Below are 16,796 nucleotides of genomic sequence, written 5' to 3' on the forward strand. Positions count from 1 at the left end.
GAAAATAGAATGAAAGCAGAAGTTTCAGTCGTTGGAAAAGAAATTATAGGGGTTAAAACTTTTGATGCCCCAAGAGAATTAGTTTGGAGCGCTTGGACCGACCCTAAACAAGTAGCGATCTGGTGGGGACCGAACGGTTTTACGAATACCATTCACGAAATGAACGTAAAACCGGGAGGAGTCTGGAGATTCATAATGCATGGTCCCGATGGAACGGATTATCCGAATCGTATCGAGTTCATAGAGGTGGTTCAACCTGAAAAACTGGTCTATGATCATGGAGACGATTCTAATCCGAAACAATTCCATGTAACGGTCATTTTCGAAGAAGAAGGTTCTAAAACCAAACTTACCATGAGATCCAGATTCGCGAGCGAAGAAGATATTAAAAAAGTCGCAGATTACGCGTTGGAAGGACTTAGACAAACTCTGGGACGTCTACGAGAATTCTTGGAAAAGAAGTGAGAAGTTTCAGACCTACTTTCGAATATAATAATTTTTTAAAGAGCGGAGAAGAAGTTTGTGAACGAGATCAAACAACCTGAATTTAAGGAAATGATGCTGACCAGGACTCTGAATGCACCCAGAGATCTGGTATGGAAGGCTTGGACGGATCCGAATATGGTATCTCAATGGTGGGGCCCGCATGGGTTTACTGCTCCTCTCTGCCAATTAGATCTTCGTCCAGGCGGAGAAATACTCATCCACATGAAGGATCCTGAAGGTGGGGTCAATCCTATGAACGGTACTTATAAGGAGATAGTTACTTTAGAAAAGATAGTATTTTCTTCTTATATCGCTTTCGAGATGGATGGCAAAAAACCTGCGGCGGAGATCCAGATCACAATTCTATTTGCAGACAAGGGTTCTCAAACCGAACTTCAAGTGCGTGCACTTCCGATCAAGGTGGATCCTGAACTTTATCCTGCAGTGGAAGGTATGGAAGAAGGTTGGACCCAAACCCTGGACAAACTTACTGCGATTTTTGCTTAATTACCCTGGATGGAAAACGAAACAAAATATAAACATTAAGGAAACAGAATATGAAAACAAATCTGCTGCAAATACTAAGTTTTTGGATCATCATTTTTCCTTTCCAAAAAAGGAAAAGAGCCGGAGCTTAATTTCATAATATTATTAAAATTTAAAGGAAACTATTGGATGAATTTGGACATATTTAAGAATGAAACCCTGAATATCAAAGCGGATATAGCGATCTTAGTGGCAAGAGTGGTCTGCGGTTACGCATTTATACTGCATGGCTGGGGAAAAATACAGGATCCTCTTCATTGGATGGGACCGGATTCTTCCGTGCCTGCTATTTTCCAATTTTTAGCCGCTCTTTCAGAATTCGGCGGAGGGATAGCTTGGGTGATTGGACTTTTGACAAGGCTTGCTTCCTTCGGGATCGTTTGCACTATGATCGTGGCCGCCTACTTTCATTCGGTGATCTTGGGGGATTCTTTCATCAATCTGACCGGTGGGAGATCCTACGAATTGGCTGGAGTGTTCTTTACAATCTCCTTGGTATTTCTGACAGTAGGAGCAGGAAGATTCTCCTTGGATCAAAAAATCTTTGGAAGTAAATCATAGTAGATTAAATTCTATCCCTAAGAGCGCTTTTGCTCTTGGGGATTTCCTTTCGTGATAGATTATATCCGCAAAATTTTAGACGCGAGAGTGTACGACGTTGCGGTCCATACTCCCTTGGACCCAATGATCCGAATGAGCCAAAGATTAAATTCTTCGGTCCTATTAAAAAGGGAGGATCTACAGCCGATCTTCTCCTTTAAGATCAGAGGAGCATATAATCTAATTTCCAGACTTTCTTCCGAAGAAAAAAGGTCAGGAGTGATCTGCGCTTCCGCAGGAAACCATGCACAAGGAGTCGCACTCTCCTCTCAAAAATTAGGGATCAAGGCAATCATTGTGATGCCTATCACTACTCCATCCATCAAAATAGAAGCAGTCCAATATTTCGGAGCGGAGATCGTTCTTCATGGAGATACTTTTGACGAAGCATACTCTCATGCTAGAAAATTAGAAAAGGAGAAGGGACTAAAATTTATTCATCCCTACGACGATCCGGACGTGATCGCGGGCCAAGGGACCGTGGGTCTCGAAATTTTACAACAATATCCGGATCCGATCGAGGCGGTCTTTATTCCGATAGGAGGAGGAGGTTTAGCAGCAGGAGTCGCTTCTTATATTAAATTTTTAAGGCCTGAGATCAAAATAATAGGAGTGGAACCTTCGGACGCTGCTTCCATGAAAGAAGCGATCTCCGCAGGAAAAAGGGTCATATTAGACAGAGTCGGATTATTTGCGGACGGTGTAGCGGTCAGACAAGCGGGAGAAGAAACATTCAATATTTGTAAAGAACTCTTGGACGATGTATTGGTCGCAAATACGGACCAGATCTGTGCCGCAGTCAAAGATATATTCGAAGACATGAGAGTCATCGCAGAGCCCGCGGGTGCACTGTCTCTTGCAGGATTAAAATCCTATGTGCAACAAAATCCGAATCGAACCGGAGCACTTATCGCGATCAATAGCGGTGCAAATATGAATTTTGATAGGCTCAGACATGTTGCAGAGAGAGCAGAAATCGGAGAATCCAGGGAAATTTTACTCGGAGTCACCATTCCGGAAAAACCGGGAAGTTATCTTAGATTCGTCCAGACTCTAGGAAATAAGATCATCACTGAATTCAATTATAGATATGCCACAGACAAACAGGCACATGTATTCGTAGGTTTAAAACTGAAAGTTTCTTCCGAAAAAGAAAATGTGATCTCAGAATTAGAATCCTTAGGTTACGAGGTATTGGATATTAGTGCGAATGAAACGGCAAAGATCCATATCCGATATATGGTGGGAGGAAGAGTTTCAGAACTCAAAGACGAGATCATTCTGAGATGTGAATTTCCGGAACGACCGGGAGCCTTGCTGAAATTTCTGGAATCGGTCGGCACCAATTGGAATATTACATTATTCCATTATAGGAATCATGGAGCGGATTACGGAAGGGTATTAGTAGGATTCCAGGTCCCTTCTTCCGATAGAGAAGGTTTTAGAGAGAGACTCAAAAGTTTAGGTTATCCTTACGAAGAAGAAACGGATAATCCGGCTTATAAGATGTTTTTACATACCGTTTGATTGAAAGCCCGGGACAGACACAACTACTTGCCCTAAATCCTCAGGTATCTACTCTGAAGTATGCCCTCTTGACCATTTTTTGGATATCATATCTTTGGCCGGGATCTTCTCCCAAACAAAAGAACATGATCCCATACATTACGTTTTCTTTAAATAAGGTGATATGCAGAATATGAAGATTACTTCCCTTGTCTTTGTAATAGACCCTGAATGCGGGACGACTTGCTACTTCTAATTCTCCGAATTCTATGACCCTGCCGTTCCCTTTTTTGATGGAATCAATGATCCCCATTTGGAATTCACGATTTAAGGCACCATGATCTATGGATTCCGTTAATTCTTTCCGAGTGATCAGAACACTTGCGGACTCATTATAATCTTTTGCCGCAAAAATTCCTCCAGCAAAAGGTTCCATTGGGAACCAGTCGAAAGGAATGGTCAGGTTCAAAGGAAAATTCGGCTCCTTCTTCTCTTCCGGAGAGAGAGATACAAATACGGAAAATATCAGAAAGACGAAAAGGATACGATTCATGGAATTCCCAGGTCCCCAGGTTCTCCCTGCGCATACAATCTGAGAGAATCGAAGCTGTAAATGCCGGTATTATGGTAATCTCCCCAGACCAAATTGATCGCGTATCTTCCCACCTTGGAAAAAGATAATAATTTGGCCTGCGTAATCCCGCTAGTCGTAGCTCCTACTTTTCCTCCATGTCCCCCCTTACAGACCACGCAGGGGCATCTTTTTCGGAGTTCTAATAGAGGAAATTCGGAGATCACTCCGTCTTTCCATTCTATTTTTAGAATATTCTCATCGAATTCTATGGTTTCCGGTGTAGTCGCTTTTAAACTAAGGCTCATATTATCTAGGAAGTTTTAAGACCTGTTTTCTGAAAGTTCCGATCGTGGTTCCGTAAGTCACCTTTTCGTTTAGAGGAAGTTCCGCAAAATCGAAAGTATCTCTTTCCAAGATCAGGATCACAGTGGAACCCATTTCGAATCTTCCTAGTTCCGCACCTTTTTCGATCATGATGGAAACGTCTTTATAATCTTCTTCTTTGGTTGTTCTGATGAGAGTATTCGTGATGATCTTTTTATCGTAAGTCACGCGTATACGACCTACGTTAGAAGCACCCACTTTGATCACTGCTACAAGTCCGAATTCGGTCTGTAAGAATGTGATCAATCTTTCGTTCTTAGGGAAAAGTCCTCTAATCCCGAAAACTGCCAGCTCGTTTACTGGAAAAAGTTTTCCAGGTTCATAATAATATCCTAATATTCTTCCGTATGCAGGAGAATGGATCCTATGATAGTCCTGAGGAGAAAGATAAAATGTGATATATTTTCCGTTCTCGAATTTAGAAAGGTATTTGTCCCCGCCGATCAATTCCTTCAAGTTATAATCCACACCTTTTGCCTGTAGGATTACCTGATCGTTGATATCTCCAAAACCTGTGATCCTTGCATCCACTGGAGAAACAAGTGCATTCTCCGCAGAATCGATAATCCTCGCACCGGCCTTTAATGCTCTGGTAAAAAATTGGTTTAAAGAGTTATACTCTTTGATCTCCAATTCGGCTTCGTTCAAGTTGATCTTGTATGCTTTTGCAAATGCCTTTAAGATCGGGATCATGATAAATCTAGGCAGCCTTAAGGAAGCTAAGATCCCGAATAATAAAGAGACCAAGTTTTTAGGCAGGATAGAAAGAAGAAGAAGATAAAAATCCTTAAAGATCTCGTAATGCGCCCCACCCTCCAGGAATTTTCTGAGTTCCCCTTGGGCCACCTTAGCTAAAAGAACTAAACTGATCAGAACTGGAACCGCAGTGATCAGAGCGAGTCCATAACCAATACCGAATACTCGCAATAGGAATTCTTCTCCATATTGAACGTAAGCATAAGCGGAACCAAGTAAGGACGCTATGAATAGGATCCGATACACATTTGCGAATTTTTCTCCGAAGATATATCTCGCATTCTGCTCTCCAGTATAGAACCACCCGGAGATCGCAACTATAGAGAATAATAAGAAGGACGCGATCAAAGCCAGTCTTGCAGGATCCGTAGGACCGTTTATCAATACGGATAAGAAATTTTTAACAGACTCAAGATCTTTCACTCCGAAGGAGAATAACGCGTAGATCACCAGAGTGGAGATCACAAATCCTTCGAAGAATGTGGCAAGCATACTCACGATCCCCTGTTTTGCGGCGGAATCGGTACGAACCACTCCTGCTACTCCGGCACTTTTTCCGATCCCAGTTTCGGTGGATAAGAAGAACATTCCCGTCCCGGTGCTGAAAATCCTTGCGAGAGAAAATCCTCCTCCAAGTAAAAGAGAGAAAGGTTGCATCGCTTCCTTAAAGACCGCTTCCAGGAACGCATAAAAATTCCCTAAATGATCTCCGAACAATAGAATATAACTTAAGAAAAATAGAATAAGACCTATAGGAGCTATATAAGAAGAAACTCTTCCGATCCTTCTGATCCCGCCTAACACCACGAATACTACTATGATCGAAACTAAAAACGGAACGGTCATCCCTTGGATATCCAATCCATTCTGAGCCAAAAAGGAAGCACCTAAAATCGGGATCGCACTTCCCATAGAAAGTACCGTTAACAAACAAGCCAAAGAAAAAGCGATGGCAAGCCATCTAGCTCTAAGAGCTTTTTCTATAAAATACATCGGGCCTGAAAGGTATCTTCCGCTTTCCAACTTGATCCTGAATCGGATCGCGAGTGTAGAAGAAACAAAACGAAGAGGCATGATCAGAAAACTAGAAAGCCAGATCCAAACTAGAACTCCCGGACCTGCTAATACTAATGCAAGTGCGGAACCAAGCACTGCTCCTGGAAGTAAGGAGGAACCTGTTCCGGCATAGAATGCCTGAGAATGTACCAAACGTCCTCTGGAACCTTTGTAATCCATGTTCCCGGAAAAAATTTTAATCGCTAAAAATAGGAATCGGACCTGAGGAAACTTCAAACGGAAGGTAAGGTATAACCCAATAAAAACTAAAAAGTAAAAATAAGGTTTTAGAAGATCCAAATCCAAGAACGGAAATAGTTTAGTAGTCAGCATCCCAATCAATCTTTCCTTAAAATAAAGGCTTTTACAATTATTGGCCCGGAAAATTCTGCTAGCATGCCGGGCTCCTACACAGTTTTCACGCATCCAGTCCCAAAACCACTCCTTTTTAAAAAGCCGTCGGGGCCCACGGGTAGAAGAGCAAGTTTCTATTCAATCATACTGACCGGGTTGCTATTCGGAATGATTTCCTTGGGTGCGGAAGAAGGTCCTGCAACCACGCCGAAACTGAAGGAAATGCCTGAAAACAGGGCTTCTGAAACTCCTGACACTTGGGAATTCGGAGCCAGATTCGGTTTTGGAATGAGAGGACCGAACAGATTCGATCAAAATTTAAACGGTTTTAGTTCCAACCTGAATCCTTTAGTGGCGAGCCAAACAAAACAGGAAAACACAAGAGGAAGTATCCAAGGAGAATTTTTAGCCAGGACCAGATTAAGTGAAAATTTCAAGATCGGGATAATAGGCGGATATAGATACTTCGACCCATTTCATCTCACTAACCTTACCTCCGAACCTTTTTATACTAAACTGGATTTTCAAATGGAAAGTTTTTATGTTTTAGGAATGGTCTGGCAAGAAGGTAGATTAAACAGATACTTTCGCTGGGAAACGGGGCTTGGGCTCGGGATCACAAGAGCTTTATGGGTAACGAAAGGTTACGCCACAGACGGCAAAGAATATTACCAACAAAACGGGAACATGAGAGGAAGCGGATTGGAATTCAGATTAGAAGGATCACTCATCCATCCAATCAACGAAAGAGTGAGTTTAAGTTTCGGGACTTATTTAGCCTGGATCAATATCACTTCTTTTGACGGTTCCTTTAACGGAGATACCGCCTCATTTTATGTAAGACAGGACGGAAGAGTTTCTCCCCTCACAGAATCCACAAACCAGGACAATATACTACTTTCCAATCAATATTCCAGAAAATTGGACATGCAGTCCGCTTACGGCGGACTATTCTTCGGTGTGAACTATAAATTATAAAATCTGAATATTCACTTAGCCATCGGAAGGATCAGGTCCGGGTGTTTGGGAGAATTAATATATTTAGATTCAGTCACCTTCTCTTTCATCATTTTTAAGGTTTCATACGGAATATCCACCACTACAAAATTCGCGATAGAGGTTGGAATACTTCCGCCGGGATCACTTAAAATCTGGTAGGTGACTTCTATCTCGTCGCCGACAGGAACGAATTTCCAAAAACCTTTGAGTGTTCCTCGAACGAGTCCTTTTTTCTCGGCTACTATATTCGCAACCGGCCGGATCGTATAAGTTACTGTTCCGGTATTTTTATCCTGGCTAAAAACGGTATGGATCACAAAGTCCCTGTCATTCACCGGCCAAGGAGCGCCGTTCTGTATATAAATATACTTTTCTTTCGTATTTAAGACTTTTACCGCTTCCGCATGTTTACAATTTTTAAACCAAGTCACGTAATTCGGATTATCTTCCATTAGAGAGATTACAGTGTTCAGATCCGCTTTTAGTTTTGTTTTACCGCGGAATTCCTTTAATTCGGAACCTTCGACGGCTCTGGTATGGACAGTGATCCCGTTTTTTTCTTTTTCCAAATCCCAGGAAAATATCCGTATAGGAATTAAAAGAAATACGATCAGATATACATGTTTCATAAGAATGATTAAACCTCCGGACGGAAACTCGGAATCGAAGCAATGGTCTAACCGGATCTAAGAACAGATCAACCGTAAATTTGGATGAAACTTTATAAGTTCCTAAATATTAATCAATATCCAAGGAACTGGGTTCTCTTTTGTATTTGAGAGGTTTTTGGAGATATTTGATCAGAAGCACCTTATTTCCTTTTTCGTTAAACTTGACCACGTCGAAAACTTTCCGGGTCATCATGATCCCGCGTCCATGGGTATAACTTTCCTCGTTCAGTTTTTCTCCGTCCAAGTTTAACATCTTCTTAAAGTCAAAACCGTCTCCTTCGTCTTCTATCTCGAAGCCGATCCGTTTTGAATTTAATGAATAAGCCACTTTTACGTTCCTTGCCCCGTAAAATGCCTCTCTTTGCCTTTTTTGGATGAACTCCATATAATTTCCGGACTTCATCGCATCCGTTTTTTCATCAAAGCTGATCCCTAAGTTCCCATGTTCGATCGCATTGATCAGAACTTCTCTAAGACATGTGCGTATCGCGGTAATTACTTCGGAACCTGCAAACTGACTTAGATTAGAAGTAAGCTGCCTACTTAATATATCAGCATTCCTGAGATAATTATTCACGGTAAAATGCATACTTTCCGAGATCAAAAAGCGGGATAGAATGTCTTCCGAGATCTCGGAAACTTTTCCCAATACCTTTCTTCCAGCTTCACTCTCGAAAGATTGGAGACGTATCTTTACCGGTTTAGGCTCCATTACGTATTTCTGTTTAAATTCTGAATGGAACTCTACGGTCTTTCTTGTCCTTAAATGTTCTTCCAGTTTTTCTTTTGCAAGAAGAAGTACGATGGATCCTTCTTGTGTATCCAGAGTGTAGATCAGATCTAAGAAATTTTTACCTTCCACTTCCGCGGGTTTATAACCTGTGAGTCTGGAAAGAGTACGGTTTGCATCCTTGATATTCCCTTCTTGGTCTAATGTAAGAAGAAGTTCTTCCGCTCCCTCAAACAAATTCCTGAACCTAAGCTCGGATTGTTCGATCGCGTGTTTGGCCTCATTCAGATCTTCTACCTTAGAAGAAAGATCTTTAGAGAGATCATTTACTCTATCCGCTAAGGCTAAAGCCAAAAGAAGAATATGTGTCGCAGTTCCGATCTCCACTCCCCAATAAGCCAAAGAGATCGTATGAGGAATGATCCCTGAAAAACGTAAAGTAAATACGAATGCACCGGTCACAAGAGCAAGCCAGGCACCTAAAAAGAAAAGTACAGGTCTTAAATTCCTGGAAAATCCTTGGAAGCCCAGAAACAGGATCATAGACAGTGTAATCGTAGAAAGAAAAACATAAAGAGCCAATGCAAATCCGAACGGTAAAAAATATCCTACTACTACAAGTACATAAGATAAAACTGATATTCCTTTCAGAATACGATTGGAATTCGGATAATAATGGGGCGCATCGAAATAGAGCCTTATAAAATCCGCAGTGGTCGCAGAAACTAAAAAAGTAAAACAAGTGATTATATGGCTTGCCCAAACAATAGAGTTAGGCCAGAAAAATTGGAAAGAATATCCTTGAAGGGACCATTGGGCGAGAACTCCGGCACCGACATAAGCGAAGAATGCTAAGTAAGTTTTTTCCTTCGTGGATAAGAACAGGAACAGATTGTATAATGCCATTACCAAAAGTGATCCAAAATAGATCCCGAGTAATATCTGCTCATTACTTATATTGAAAAAAAAGTCCTCAGACTTATACGCAAACGCAGCAAAGTTGACCGAACTTTTAGTTTGGATCTTTAGATAAACCGTATCCTTCTCCCCTGCTTTTAACTCTAAGGGAAAACTAGGAAATCTATATTGGATCGGTCTTTCTCCAAAAGGGATCCTGTCCCCTCCACGAAACAAGACCTTATCACCTTTGGAAGCCAGATACAATTCTGCCTTGTCCAATTGACTATAATGGATCTCCAAAATCCAAGAAATTGAATGAGAGGATTTATTTTCTACCGGGATCTTAAACCAATGAGTCAGATCCGAATAACCTAAACTCGAGGAAGAAAGAGGATAAAACTCCTTCTTTTGCATTTTTTCGAAGTTGGTATCACCTTCTTCGTCCGCCCAAACCTCCGCATGAGGCACAAGAGAGATCCCATCATAAGGAAGAGAAGAAGGATCGAATGCGAAAATCGGACTGAAAACGGAAAGAATAAAAAAAGTGAACGAGAGTTTACAAAAAACTCTCCAAGGTAAAAAATTTTGGATGTCCGAAAACCCTTTCACTCTTTCTAAAAAACCGGAGGGAAAAGTTTGACTTCTGGCGGATCGGCAAGCAAGTCAAAATTCTCCCTCCGGAGACTAAAAGAGAATTTTAGCCTTTTTTGGTTTTAGATGCTGCATCTTTTATGAGCCCTGCAGCAATTTCGTTCCTCTGGATCTGGCTTGTGCCTTCGTAGATCTGCAGGATTTTAGCGTCCCTGTAAAATTTCTCCACTGGGTATTCTTTGGTGTATCCGTATCCGCCGAAAATTTGTACCGCGTCCGACGCCACTTGGACGGAAGAATCGGATGCATAACATTTTGCCATTGCGGAAAATTTCGCCGCGTCCTTATGGAATGTTTCCGCATACACCCCTGCTTTATAAGTCAGAAGTCTAGAACCTTCTATCTTGATAGCCATGTCGGCTAGCATATGCTGGATTGCTTGGAAAGAAGAGATCGTAGTTCCGAATTGTTCTCTTTCTCTCGCGTATTCGATCGCAGCATCAAATGCGCCTTGCATTAAACCGACTGCTCCCGCAGCAACCGCAGGTCTGGAAAGTATGAGAGTTTTGAACGCATGTAAGAATCCCATATTCTCTTTTCCTCCCAGAAGATTTTCTTCAGGGATCTCGCAGTCTTCCATGATGAGCTGTCTTGTTTCGGAACATCTGATCCCCAATTTATCTTCCTTCTTTCCGAAAGAAAACCCTTTGGTACCTTTTTCTATGATAAAACAAGAGATCCCTCTTGGGCCTCTGTCCTTATCGGTCATTGCAAATACTGTATAAATATCAGCTTGGCCTGCACTGCTGATCCATTGTTTGGTACCGTTCAGAACATAACGGTCTCCTTTTTTTACCGCAGTAGTCGCCATTGCAGGAACATCCGAACCAGCACCAGGTTCCGACAAACCGAATGCTGCAGTCTTCTCACCGGAAGCAAGAAGAGGAAGCCATTTGTCTTTTTGGGCCTTGGTCCCTCCCACATCGATCGGTAGAGCGCCTAGTTTTGTAGAAGTAAATGCGGTATTCACTCCCAAACATCCCCAGGAAACTTCTTCTGCGAGGACGATACCCCCCATCATTCCATATCCAAGTCCGCCATGTTCTTCGTCGAACAATGCCTGGTATAATCCTGCTTCTTTAAATTTTTGTAAAATAGCTTTCGGATACTCGTTATTTTCGTCGTAGTGCATTCTGTTCGGAACGACTTCCTTTCTGACTACGTCCCTGACCAGTTCTCTGAGTTGTTGTAATTCCTCTGGTAATTCGAATTGAAGCGGTGAATTCAAGCTTGCCTCCCAATGATATTCTTTTTCAAATTCGGATTCGATCCTTGGGCAATCTTTATAAGAAGGTATGGATAGATCAAGCGAAGCTTTTTACTCCGCCTGATAGAATCGGCACTATTGTTTGTTACACGAACTAAAAGGATCCGCACTATAATATTATTTCAGATTCCAAACTAGAACACCTAGCAGCACAAACTTAAGAACTTCCCATTTTTCCATCTTAGATCTGCCATTCCATACAAGACCTAAACTTAAAAATGCAAAGAAGAACCAAAGTCCAAAGCCTGAATATAAAACAAGAGACATCTTTCCTAATTTTATAAGTTTTAATAGATACACAGAAAGTCCCGCGAGAACGATAAACTGTAAGACCCCGTATACTTTTCTGGAATTGGAAATACTAGGATCGAATTTGGTATAAGTGGACCTGTTTATTTCAGGGACCTTCTTCTCTCCTCCGAGCGAATCGGGTCTCCAGTCGGGCTTTTTGATCAGAAGAAGAAGTTTATCTTTCCAACTAGGAGTGATCTTCACTAAATTCCAAAGAGAAATATACACATGCAAATTTGCCCAGATAGGATTGAATGTGGGAAGAGGTTCCGTTAATCCGTAGATCGGCTCCTTCTTCTCTTCTACGTACGTTCCAAACCAACGATCCCAGAGTATGAGTATCCCTCCGTGATTCTTATCCAAATATTCAGGATCTCTTCCATGATGGACCCTATGATGAGAAGGAGTCAGTAAGACTTTTTCCATCCAACCTAATTTTCCGATCAATCTAGTATGGACCCAGAATTGATAAATTTTCAAGATCCCATGGCAAATAAAGAACATCCACCAAGGAATTCCGAGCAGGGCCAAAGGAAGATTAAAGGCATATTCAAAGATCCTTTGGAACATGGATTGCCTAAGTGCAACTGTCAGATTAAATTCTTCGCTGGAATGATGGGTTACGTGACATGCCCAAAGGAAATGGATCTCATGAGTTGCCCTATGGAACCAGTAATAGATAAAATCCACGGCGATCAGAACAAATGTCCATGCAAGAAATGACTCTAGGTTGAATTGCCAACCCTCGGCGGTTTTTATCAAAGGAGAAGAAGATGGAAATTCCCCCAAGTTAAACAGAGTCTGGACGGAATAATATATTCTGATTTTATCATATAGAAGAATGGCTCCTAAAGTGATCACAACTCCGGTAAAAGAGTATAATATCCCGGTCGCCAGATCGGAAACGGAATCATTCCATCTATAGACGGATCTTTTTCTTCCCCATATAAACTCTATCAAAGCAAGTCCAAGAAAAAAAGGAACCGCCTTGTCCAAAATCGTTTCTTGCATATCCCACACTCTTCTATTTAATTTACCGTATTTAGAAATTTCGCCAATTTTCGGACCAAAAACCTAGGACTGATCCGAACTGATTGTGCCATTACCTTGTTTGCTATTCCGGAAATCACAACAGCCTTACCTGATTTTACACCTTGGTAACCTACCTTTGCTACGTAAGCCGCGTCCGCTTTTGGAACAAGACCACTATTTAAGATCGCAGATTTATCCATTTCTGCTCTTTTGAAAAATTCCGTTTTAGTAGGACCTGGACAAAGACAGGTAACATTTACACCGTCTTTACGAACTTCTTCTGCAAGTCCTTCCGAGAAGAATAGAACGTACGCCTTGGAAGCATAATAGTTCGTCATCATAGGCCCCGGTTGGAAAGCGGCAGTAGAAGCCACATTTAAAATTTTTCCTGCATGTCTTTCTCTCATATCTTTTAAGAATAAATGAGTTAACTCTACAAGAGATATTACGTTTACTTGTATGAGATCCAATTCTTCTTTCAGATCCAAAGAATGGAATTTTCCGTTTGTTCCGAAGCCTGCGTTATTCACGAGTAGATCTACGATCGCCTTTTTCTTTTTGGCGAAGTCGTAAATTTTTTTAGGAGATTTAGGATCGGACAAGTCTGCGGAAAGAATTTCTACATTCGCTCCCAAACTTTCCATTTCCTTTTTTACTGAATTTAAGGTCTTGAGATTTCTTGCTACGAGTATCAGATCGTAACCGTCTTTTGCGGCCAATTTAGAAATTTCATAACCGATGCCTACGCTTGCTCCGGTAATTAATGCTGTTTTTTTCATGATCTCTATGATTCCTTTTCGAAAGAGTATAAGCGCTTTTTTCGCAGCCAATTTTAGATTTAGATTTCCTTTCAGGAAAGTAGAAATTGAAAATCCATCTCGGTTCCCATTCTTTCTTATCTTATTCTTGAAAAAGACTTTACCATCCTACTTATAATTGGAAGATCCTAGGCTCTTATGATAAAACTATACGGTTACCCTATCAGCAATTATACGAATAAGGTCAAATTGGCACTTTTAGAAAAAGGTTTGGAGTTCGAAGAAATTCGCACACCATTCTCCCAAGAAGAGGAGTTCCTGCAAAAAAGCCCAATGGGAAAAATTCCCTACTTAGAAGTAGATGGAAAATATCTGGTGGAGTCCCAGGCAATTCTGGAATTTTTAGATGATGCTTATCCCACTACCAAACGTTTGATCCCGGCGGATCCATTCGAAGCGGCCGAAGTTAGGACCATTATATCATTCATCGAGAATTATATAGATATTCCGGCCCGCAGATTGTACGAGTCGATTGTGGAAGGAAAAACAATTTCGCCTGAAACTGTGGAACTCACAAGAGCCTCCATCCAAAAAGGAGCGAAGGCACTTTCCAGAGTGGCAAAATTTTCTCCTTATATCGCGGGTAAAGAATTCACCGCAGCGGATTGTTCCGCGTTTGCCACCTTTCAGATCATAAACGATCATATCGCAGATTGGATCTCTCCGAATCCACTTTTCGAAATTCCGGGATTACAAGCATATCTGGATATGATGATGCAAAATCCGAATGCAGCAAAAGTGGACAAACCGAAGTCAGTCGTGATGAAAGCTTTAAAAAGACTCCGCAAATAGAGAGGATCTAAATCTCAGATTTTGTGCGCCGCGTTTTTCCTTGAGAAAAATTCGGATCAAACCTAGTTGCAAAAAATCTGGTTGACTCGTTCGGTTCGCAAATTAACCTGCTGGTGTCTTTATGGAAGCAGAGAAAGTCATTTCGGTCCCAATCAAAGAACTTCCTCACTTAAAAGTGATCCTAGCCGGATGGTACAATTTTTTAAAGGATAGTTACGATCAGAAGGCGATAGATGCAAACGCCTTTAAAGATTCTTTAAAGACGAATGTGGTCTATAATATCGATTCCGATCAGGTAGAATTACTACTTTCAGGCACGGAACAATTGCTTCAAAACTTCCGCAAAAAACTTTCTTAGTCGTTTTAAGCCACTAAATCATAGAGTTTTAATAAAGCATCAGGTTCAGGATCTCTTCCTAGAAACCGTTTAAATAATACCATAGCGTTTTCAGAACCTCCTTTTTCCAAAACCTCTGTTCTGTATTTTACCGCCAGGTCCTCGTCAAAAATTCCCTTGGATCTAAATGCAAAAAACGCATCTGCCGCTAAAAGTTCCGCCCATTTATAACTATAATAACCGGCCGCATACCCGCCTGAGAATATATGGCCGAATCCGTTCTGGAACTTATTATATCCAGGAGGAAAAAGAACGCTTACCTCTTTACGAACAGAATCCAAAATATTCTGCACTTCGGTTTCCGAGTATTTTTGGAGATGGATCCTAATATCAAAAATTCCGAATTCCAACTGTCGGACCACTCCCATTGCGGCCAAAAAGTTTTTAGTATCCTTTAATTTTTGGGCGAGTTCCTTCGGGATTGCTTTTCCAGTTTCATAATGGAATGCGAAGAAGTCCAAGACCTCAGGTTCATAAGCGAAATTTTCCAAAAACTGAGAAGGAAATTCCACTGCGTCCCATTCCACTCCGTTGATCCCACTCACAGGAGGCTCTTCAATTTTTGCACATAAATGATGAAGTGCATGTCCCATCTCATGGAAAAATGTTACTACATCCGAATGATTTAAGAGGGAAGGAGCAGAATCCTTAGAAGGAGGAAAATTACAAACCACGAATGCGGAAGGAAGGATTGTCTTACCGGAAAACCTATTTCTAGTTTCCCAATGGTTCATCCAGGCGCCACCCTGTTTGTCCTTTCTGGCTTCCAGATCTAAGTACAATCTTGCGATAATTTCGGAGCCGTTTTTTACATGATATACTTCTGTTTTAGGATCCCAAATGGGAGCGTTTGTCTTCTCGAATTTTAATCCTAATAGTTTTTCCAAAAAGGAGAAGGTCCCTTTCACCACAGTATTCTTTTCGAAATAAGGACGGGTCAGCTCTTCGTCAAAATCGTAGTCCCTTTTTTTTAATTTTTCGGAAACATAAGCGCTGTCGAATGCTTGGAAGTCCGGAATTCCAAGTGTTTCTGCAAATTTTTTGAGTGCAGAGATCTCCTTCTCCGCTACAGGTTTCGCTAGTTTTCCAATTTTTTGTAAGAAGTCCAGTACCTGCTCCGGGGAGTCTGCTACCTTAGTAGCCAAAGAAGATTCCGCATAATTTTTATATCCGAGCAATTTTGCAGACTCGTCTCGGAGCGCCAGGATCTCTTCTAAAATTTTTCCGTTTCCTGGAGCACGAGTTACATACGCTTTATACAATTCTTCTCTTTTAGAACGATTGCTTCCGTAAGTCATGTAACAATTATAACTTGGGAACTGAAGAGTGAATGTGTAAGTTCCGTCTTCGTTTTTGTACAATGCCTTGTCCGATTCAGGGATTTCCTTTACATCTTCTTCAGATTCTATTTTCATTTCGAAAGAATTTGTGGAATCCAAAAGGTTTTGGGAGAACTGGTTGGAAAGATCGGAAAGCCTAAGTTGGATTTCTTGGAGGCGATTTTTTTTATCTTCAGGAAGTCCTACTCCACCCAGTTTGAATTGTAGGATCGCATCTTCCAGAACCTTATTTTTAGGTCTGTCTAAGGAAGATTTTTCTTTCTCATAAATTTGAGAGTATAATTTGAATAATTCTTCGTTCTGTCCTAGTTCTGTATAAAACTCAGTAATCTCAGGTAAGATCTCAGTATAATGTTCCTGGGTTTCTTCGCTGTTCTTAACACTATTTAGGTGAGAAAGTACGGTGAATTCTTCCTGTAACTCCTCCATGGAATCATTCAGAGGTCGTATTACGGACTCGTAATTTACGTCCTTCTTCTGGATAACTTCTTCCAAAACCTTTTTAGTGTTTCGGATCTTTTCTCTCACCTTCTCCTTTTGGGCAGAAAGTGCAATTTGGGGAAATTCTCTGAATAGAACTGAGGAACTCATCGATTCCAGACTTTCTCTTCCCGAATGGAAAAGCACCTATTTTCCATCTTGACAA

The 16,796-nt window shown here is 41.2% G+C and carries 16 protein-coding genes; 7 read left to right on the top strand and 9 right to left on the bottom strand.

The genetic code is table 11. From position 1 onward, the window contains the following. Nucleotides 1–9: 9 nt before the first annotated feature. The 4 genes from EHR06_RS06920 to ilvA all read left to right on the top strand — a co-directional run bounded on the left by EHR06_RS06920 (nt 10) and on the right by ilvA (nt 3,159). Nucleotides 10–465, top strand: a complete 456-nt coding sequence (locus tag EHR06_RS06920) for an SRPBCC family protein (RefSeq protein ID WP_135756322.1) — start codon at nt 10–12, stop codon at nt 463–465. A 57-nt stretch (nt 466–522) separates the two neighbouring features. Continuing rightward, nucleotides 523–993 (top strand): SRPBCC family protein, encoded by a 471-nt coding sequence (locus EHR06_RS06925; RefSeq protein WP_135756323.1) that lies wholly within the window; start codon nt 523–525, stop codon nt 991–993. A 168-nt stretch (nt 994–1,161) separates the two neighbouring features. Continuing rightward, the gene (locus tag EHR06_RS06930; RefSeq protein WP_135756324.1) at nt 1,162–1,593 is read left to right on the top strand and encodes a DoxX family protein; all 432 of its coding nucleotides are present in this window, start codon (nt 1,162–1,164) and stop codon (nt 1,591–1,593) included. Between the two features lie 51 nt (nt 1,594–1,644). Then, nucleotides 1,645–3,159: a threonine ammonia-lyase, biosynthetic gene (gene ilvA, locus EHR06_RS06935; protein ID WP_135756325.1), complete on the top strand. Its 1,515-nt coding sequence runs from the start codon at nt 1,645–1,647 to the stop codon at nt 3,157–3,159. 40 nt (nt 3,160–3,199) lie between these two features. Here ilvA and EHR06_RS06940 read toward each other — a convergent pair whose 3' ends face one another. Genes EHR06_RS06940 through asd form a run of 3 tightly spaced genes read right to left on the bottom strand, consistent with a single transcriptional unit; the run spans nt 3,200 to nt 6,241 of the window. Next, nucleotides 3,200–3,691, bottom strand: coding sequence for a hypothetical protein (locus tag EHR06_RS06940; protein WP_135756326.1), 492 nt, complete (start codon nt 3,689–3,691; stop codon nt 3,200–3,202). Next, the gene (locus EHR06_RS06945; protein ID WP_135756327.1) at nt 3,688–4,017 is read right to left on the bottom strand and encodes a DUF971 domain-containing protein; all 330 of its coding nucleotides are present in this window, start codon (nt 4,015–4,017) and stop codon (nt 3,688–3,690) included. Before EHR06_RS06945 ends, EHR06_RS06940 begins: the two co-directional genes overlap by 4 nt. A gap of 1 nt (nt 4,018) precedes the next feature. Continuing rightward, a complete protein-coding gene (asd, locus tag EHR06_RS06950) occupies nt 4,019–6,241 on the bottom strand; it encodes an archaetidylserine decarboxylase (protein WP_135756328.1) in 2,223 nt (740 codons plus the stop codon). Nucleotides 6,242–6,430: 189 nt separating this feature from the next. Here asd and EHR06_RS06955 point away from each other — a divergent pair, with 189 nt between their 5' ends. Then, nucleotides 6,431–7,240: an LIC_11366 family protein gene (locus tag EHR06_RS06955; protein WP_135756329.1), complete on the top strand. Its 810-nt coding sequence runs from the start codon at nt 6,431–6,433 to the stop codon at nt 7,238–7,240. Between the two features lie 11 nt (nt 7,241–7,251). Here the strand turns inward: EHR06_RS06955 and EHR06_RS06960 are convergent, their stop codons facing one another. From EHR06_RS06960 to EHR06_RS06980, 5 genes are all read right to left on the bottom strand, one after another. After that, on the bottom strand, nt 7,252–7,890 hold the full coding sequence (locus EHR06_RS06960; protein ID WP_135756330.1) for an START domain-containing protein: 639 nt from the start codon (nt 7,888–7,890) through the stop codon (nt 7,252–7,254). 109 nt (nt 7,891–7,999) lie between these two features. Further along, the gene (locus EHR06_RS06965; RefSeq protein WP_135756331.1) at nt 8,000–10,171 is read right to left on the bottom strand and encodes a 7TM diverse intracellular signaling domain-containing protein; all 2,172 of its coding nucleotides are present in this window, start codon (nt 10,169–10,171) and stop codon (nt 8,000–8,002) included. Between the two features lie 88 nt (nt 10,172–10,259). Then, entirely contained in the window at nt 10,260–11,441 is a 1,182-nt protein-coding gene (locus tag EHR06_RS06970) for an acyl-CoA dehydrogenase family protein (protein ID WP_135756332.1), read from the bottom strand. A 156-nt stretch (nt 11,442–11,597) separates the two neighbouring features. Further along, complete coding sequence (locus EHR06_RS06975) at nt 11,598–12,782, bottom strand: sterol desaturase family protein (RefSeq protein WP_135756333.1); 1,185 nt, start codon at nt 12,780–12,782, stop codon at nt 11,598–11,600. Between the two features lie 17 nt (nt 12,783–12,799). Next, nucleotides 12,800–13,582: an SDR family NAD(P)-dependent oxidoreductase gene (locus tag EHR06_RS06980; RefSeq protein WP_167492277.1), complete on the bottom strand. Its 783-nt coding sequence runs from the start codon at nt 13,580–13,582 to the stop codon at nt 12,800–12,802. 177 nt (nt 13,583–13,759) lie between these two features. Between EHR06_RS06980 and EHR06_RS06985 the strand changes: the two genes are divergently transcribed. Both EHR06_RS06985 and EHR06_RS06990 read left to right on the top strand, forming a co-directional pair. After that, nucleotides 13,760–14,413, top strand: coding sequence for a glutathione S-transferase family protein (locus tag EHR06_RS06985; protein WP_135756335.1), 654 nt, complete (start codon nt 13,760–13,762; stop codon nt 14,411–14,413). A 121-nt stretch (nt 14,414–14,534) separates the two neighbouring features. After that, entirely contained in the window at nt 14,535–14,771 is a 237-nt protein-coding gene (locus EHR06_RS06990; protein WP_135615873.1) for a hypothetical protein, read from the top strand. Nucleotides 14,772–14,776: 5 nt separating this feature from the next. Here EHR06_RS06990 and EHR06_RS06995 read toward each other — a convergent pair whose 3' ends face one another. Continuing rightward, nucleotides 14,777–16,741: a M3 family metallopeptidase gene (locus EHR06_RS06995; RefSeq protein ID WP_208757756.1), complete on the bottom strand. Its 1,965-nt coding sequence runs from the start codon at nt 16,739–16,741 to the stop codon at nt 14,777–14,779. Nucleotides 16,742–16,796 lie beyond the last annotated feature (55 nt).

The organism is Leptospira dzoumogneensis (genome assembly GCF_004770895.1).
GTDB classification, from domain to species: domain Bacteria; phylum Spirochaetota; class Leptospiria; order Leptospirales; family Leptospiraceae; genus Leptospira_B; species Leptospira_B dzoumogneensis.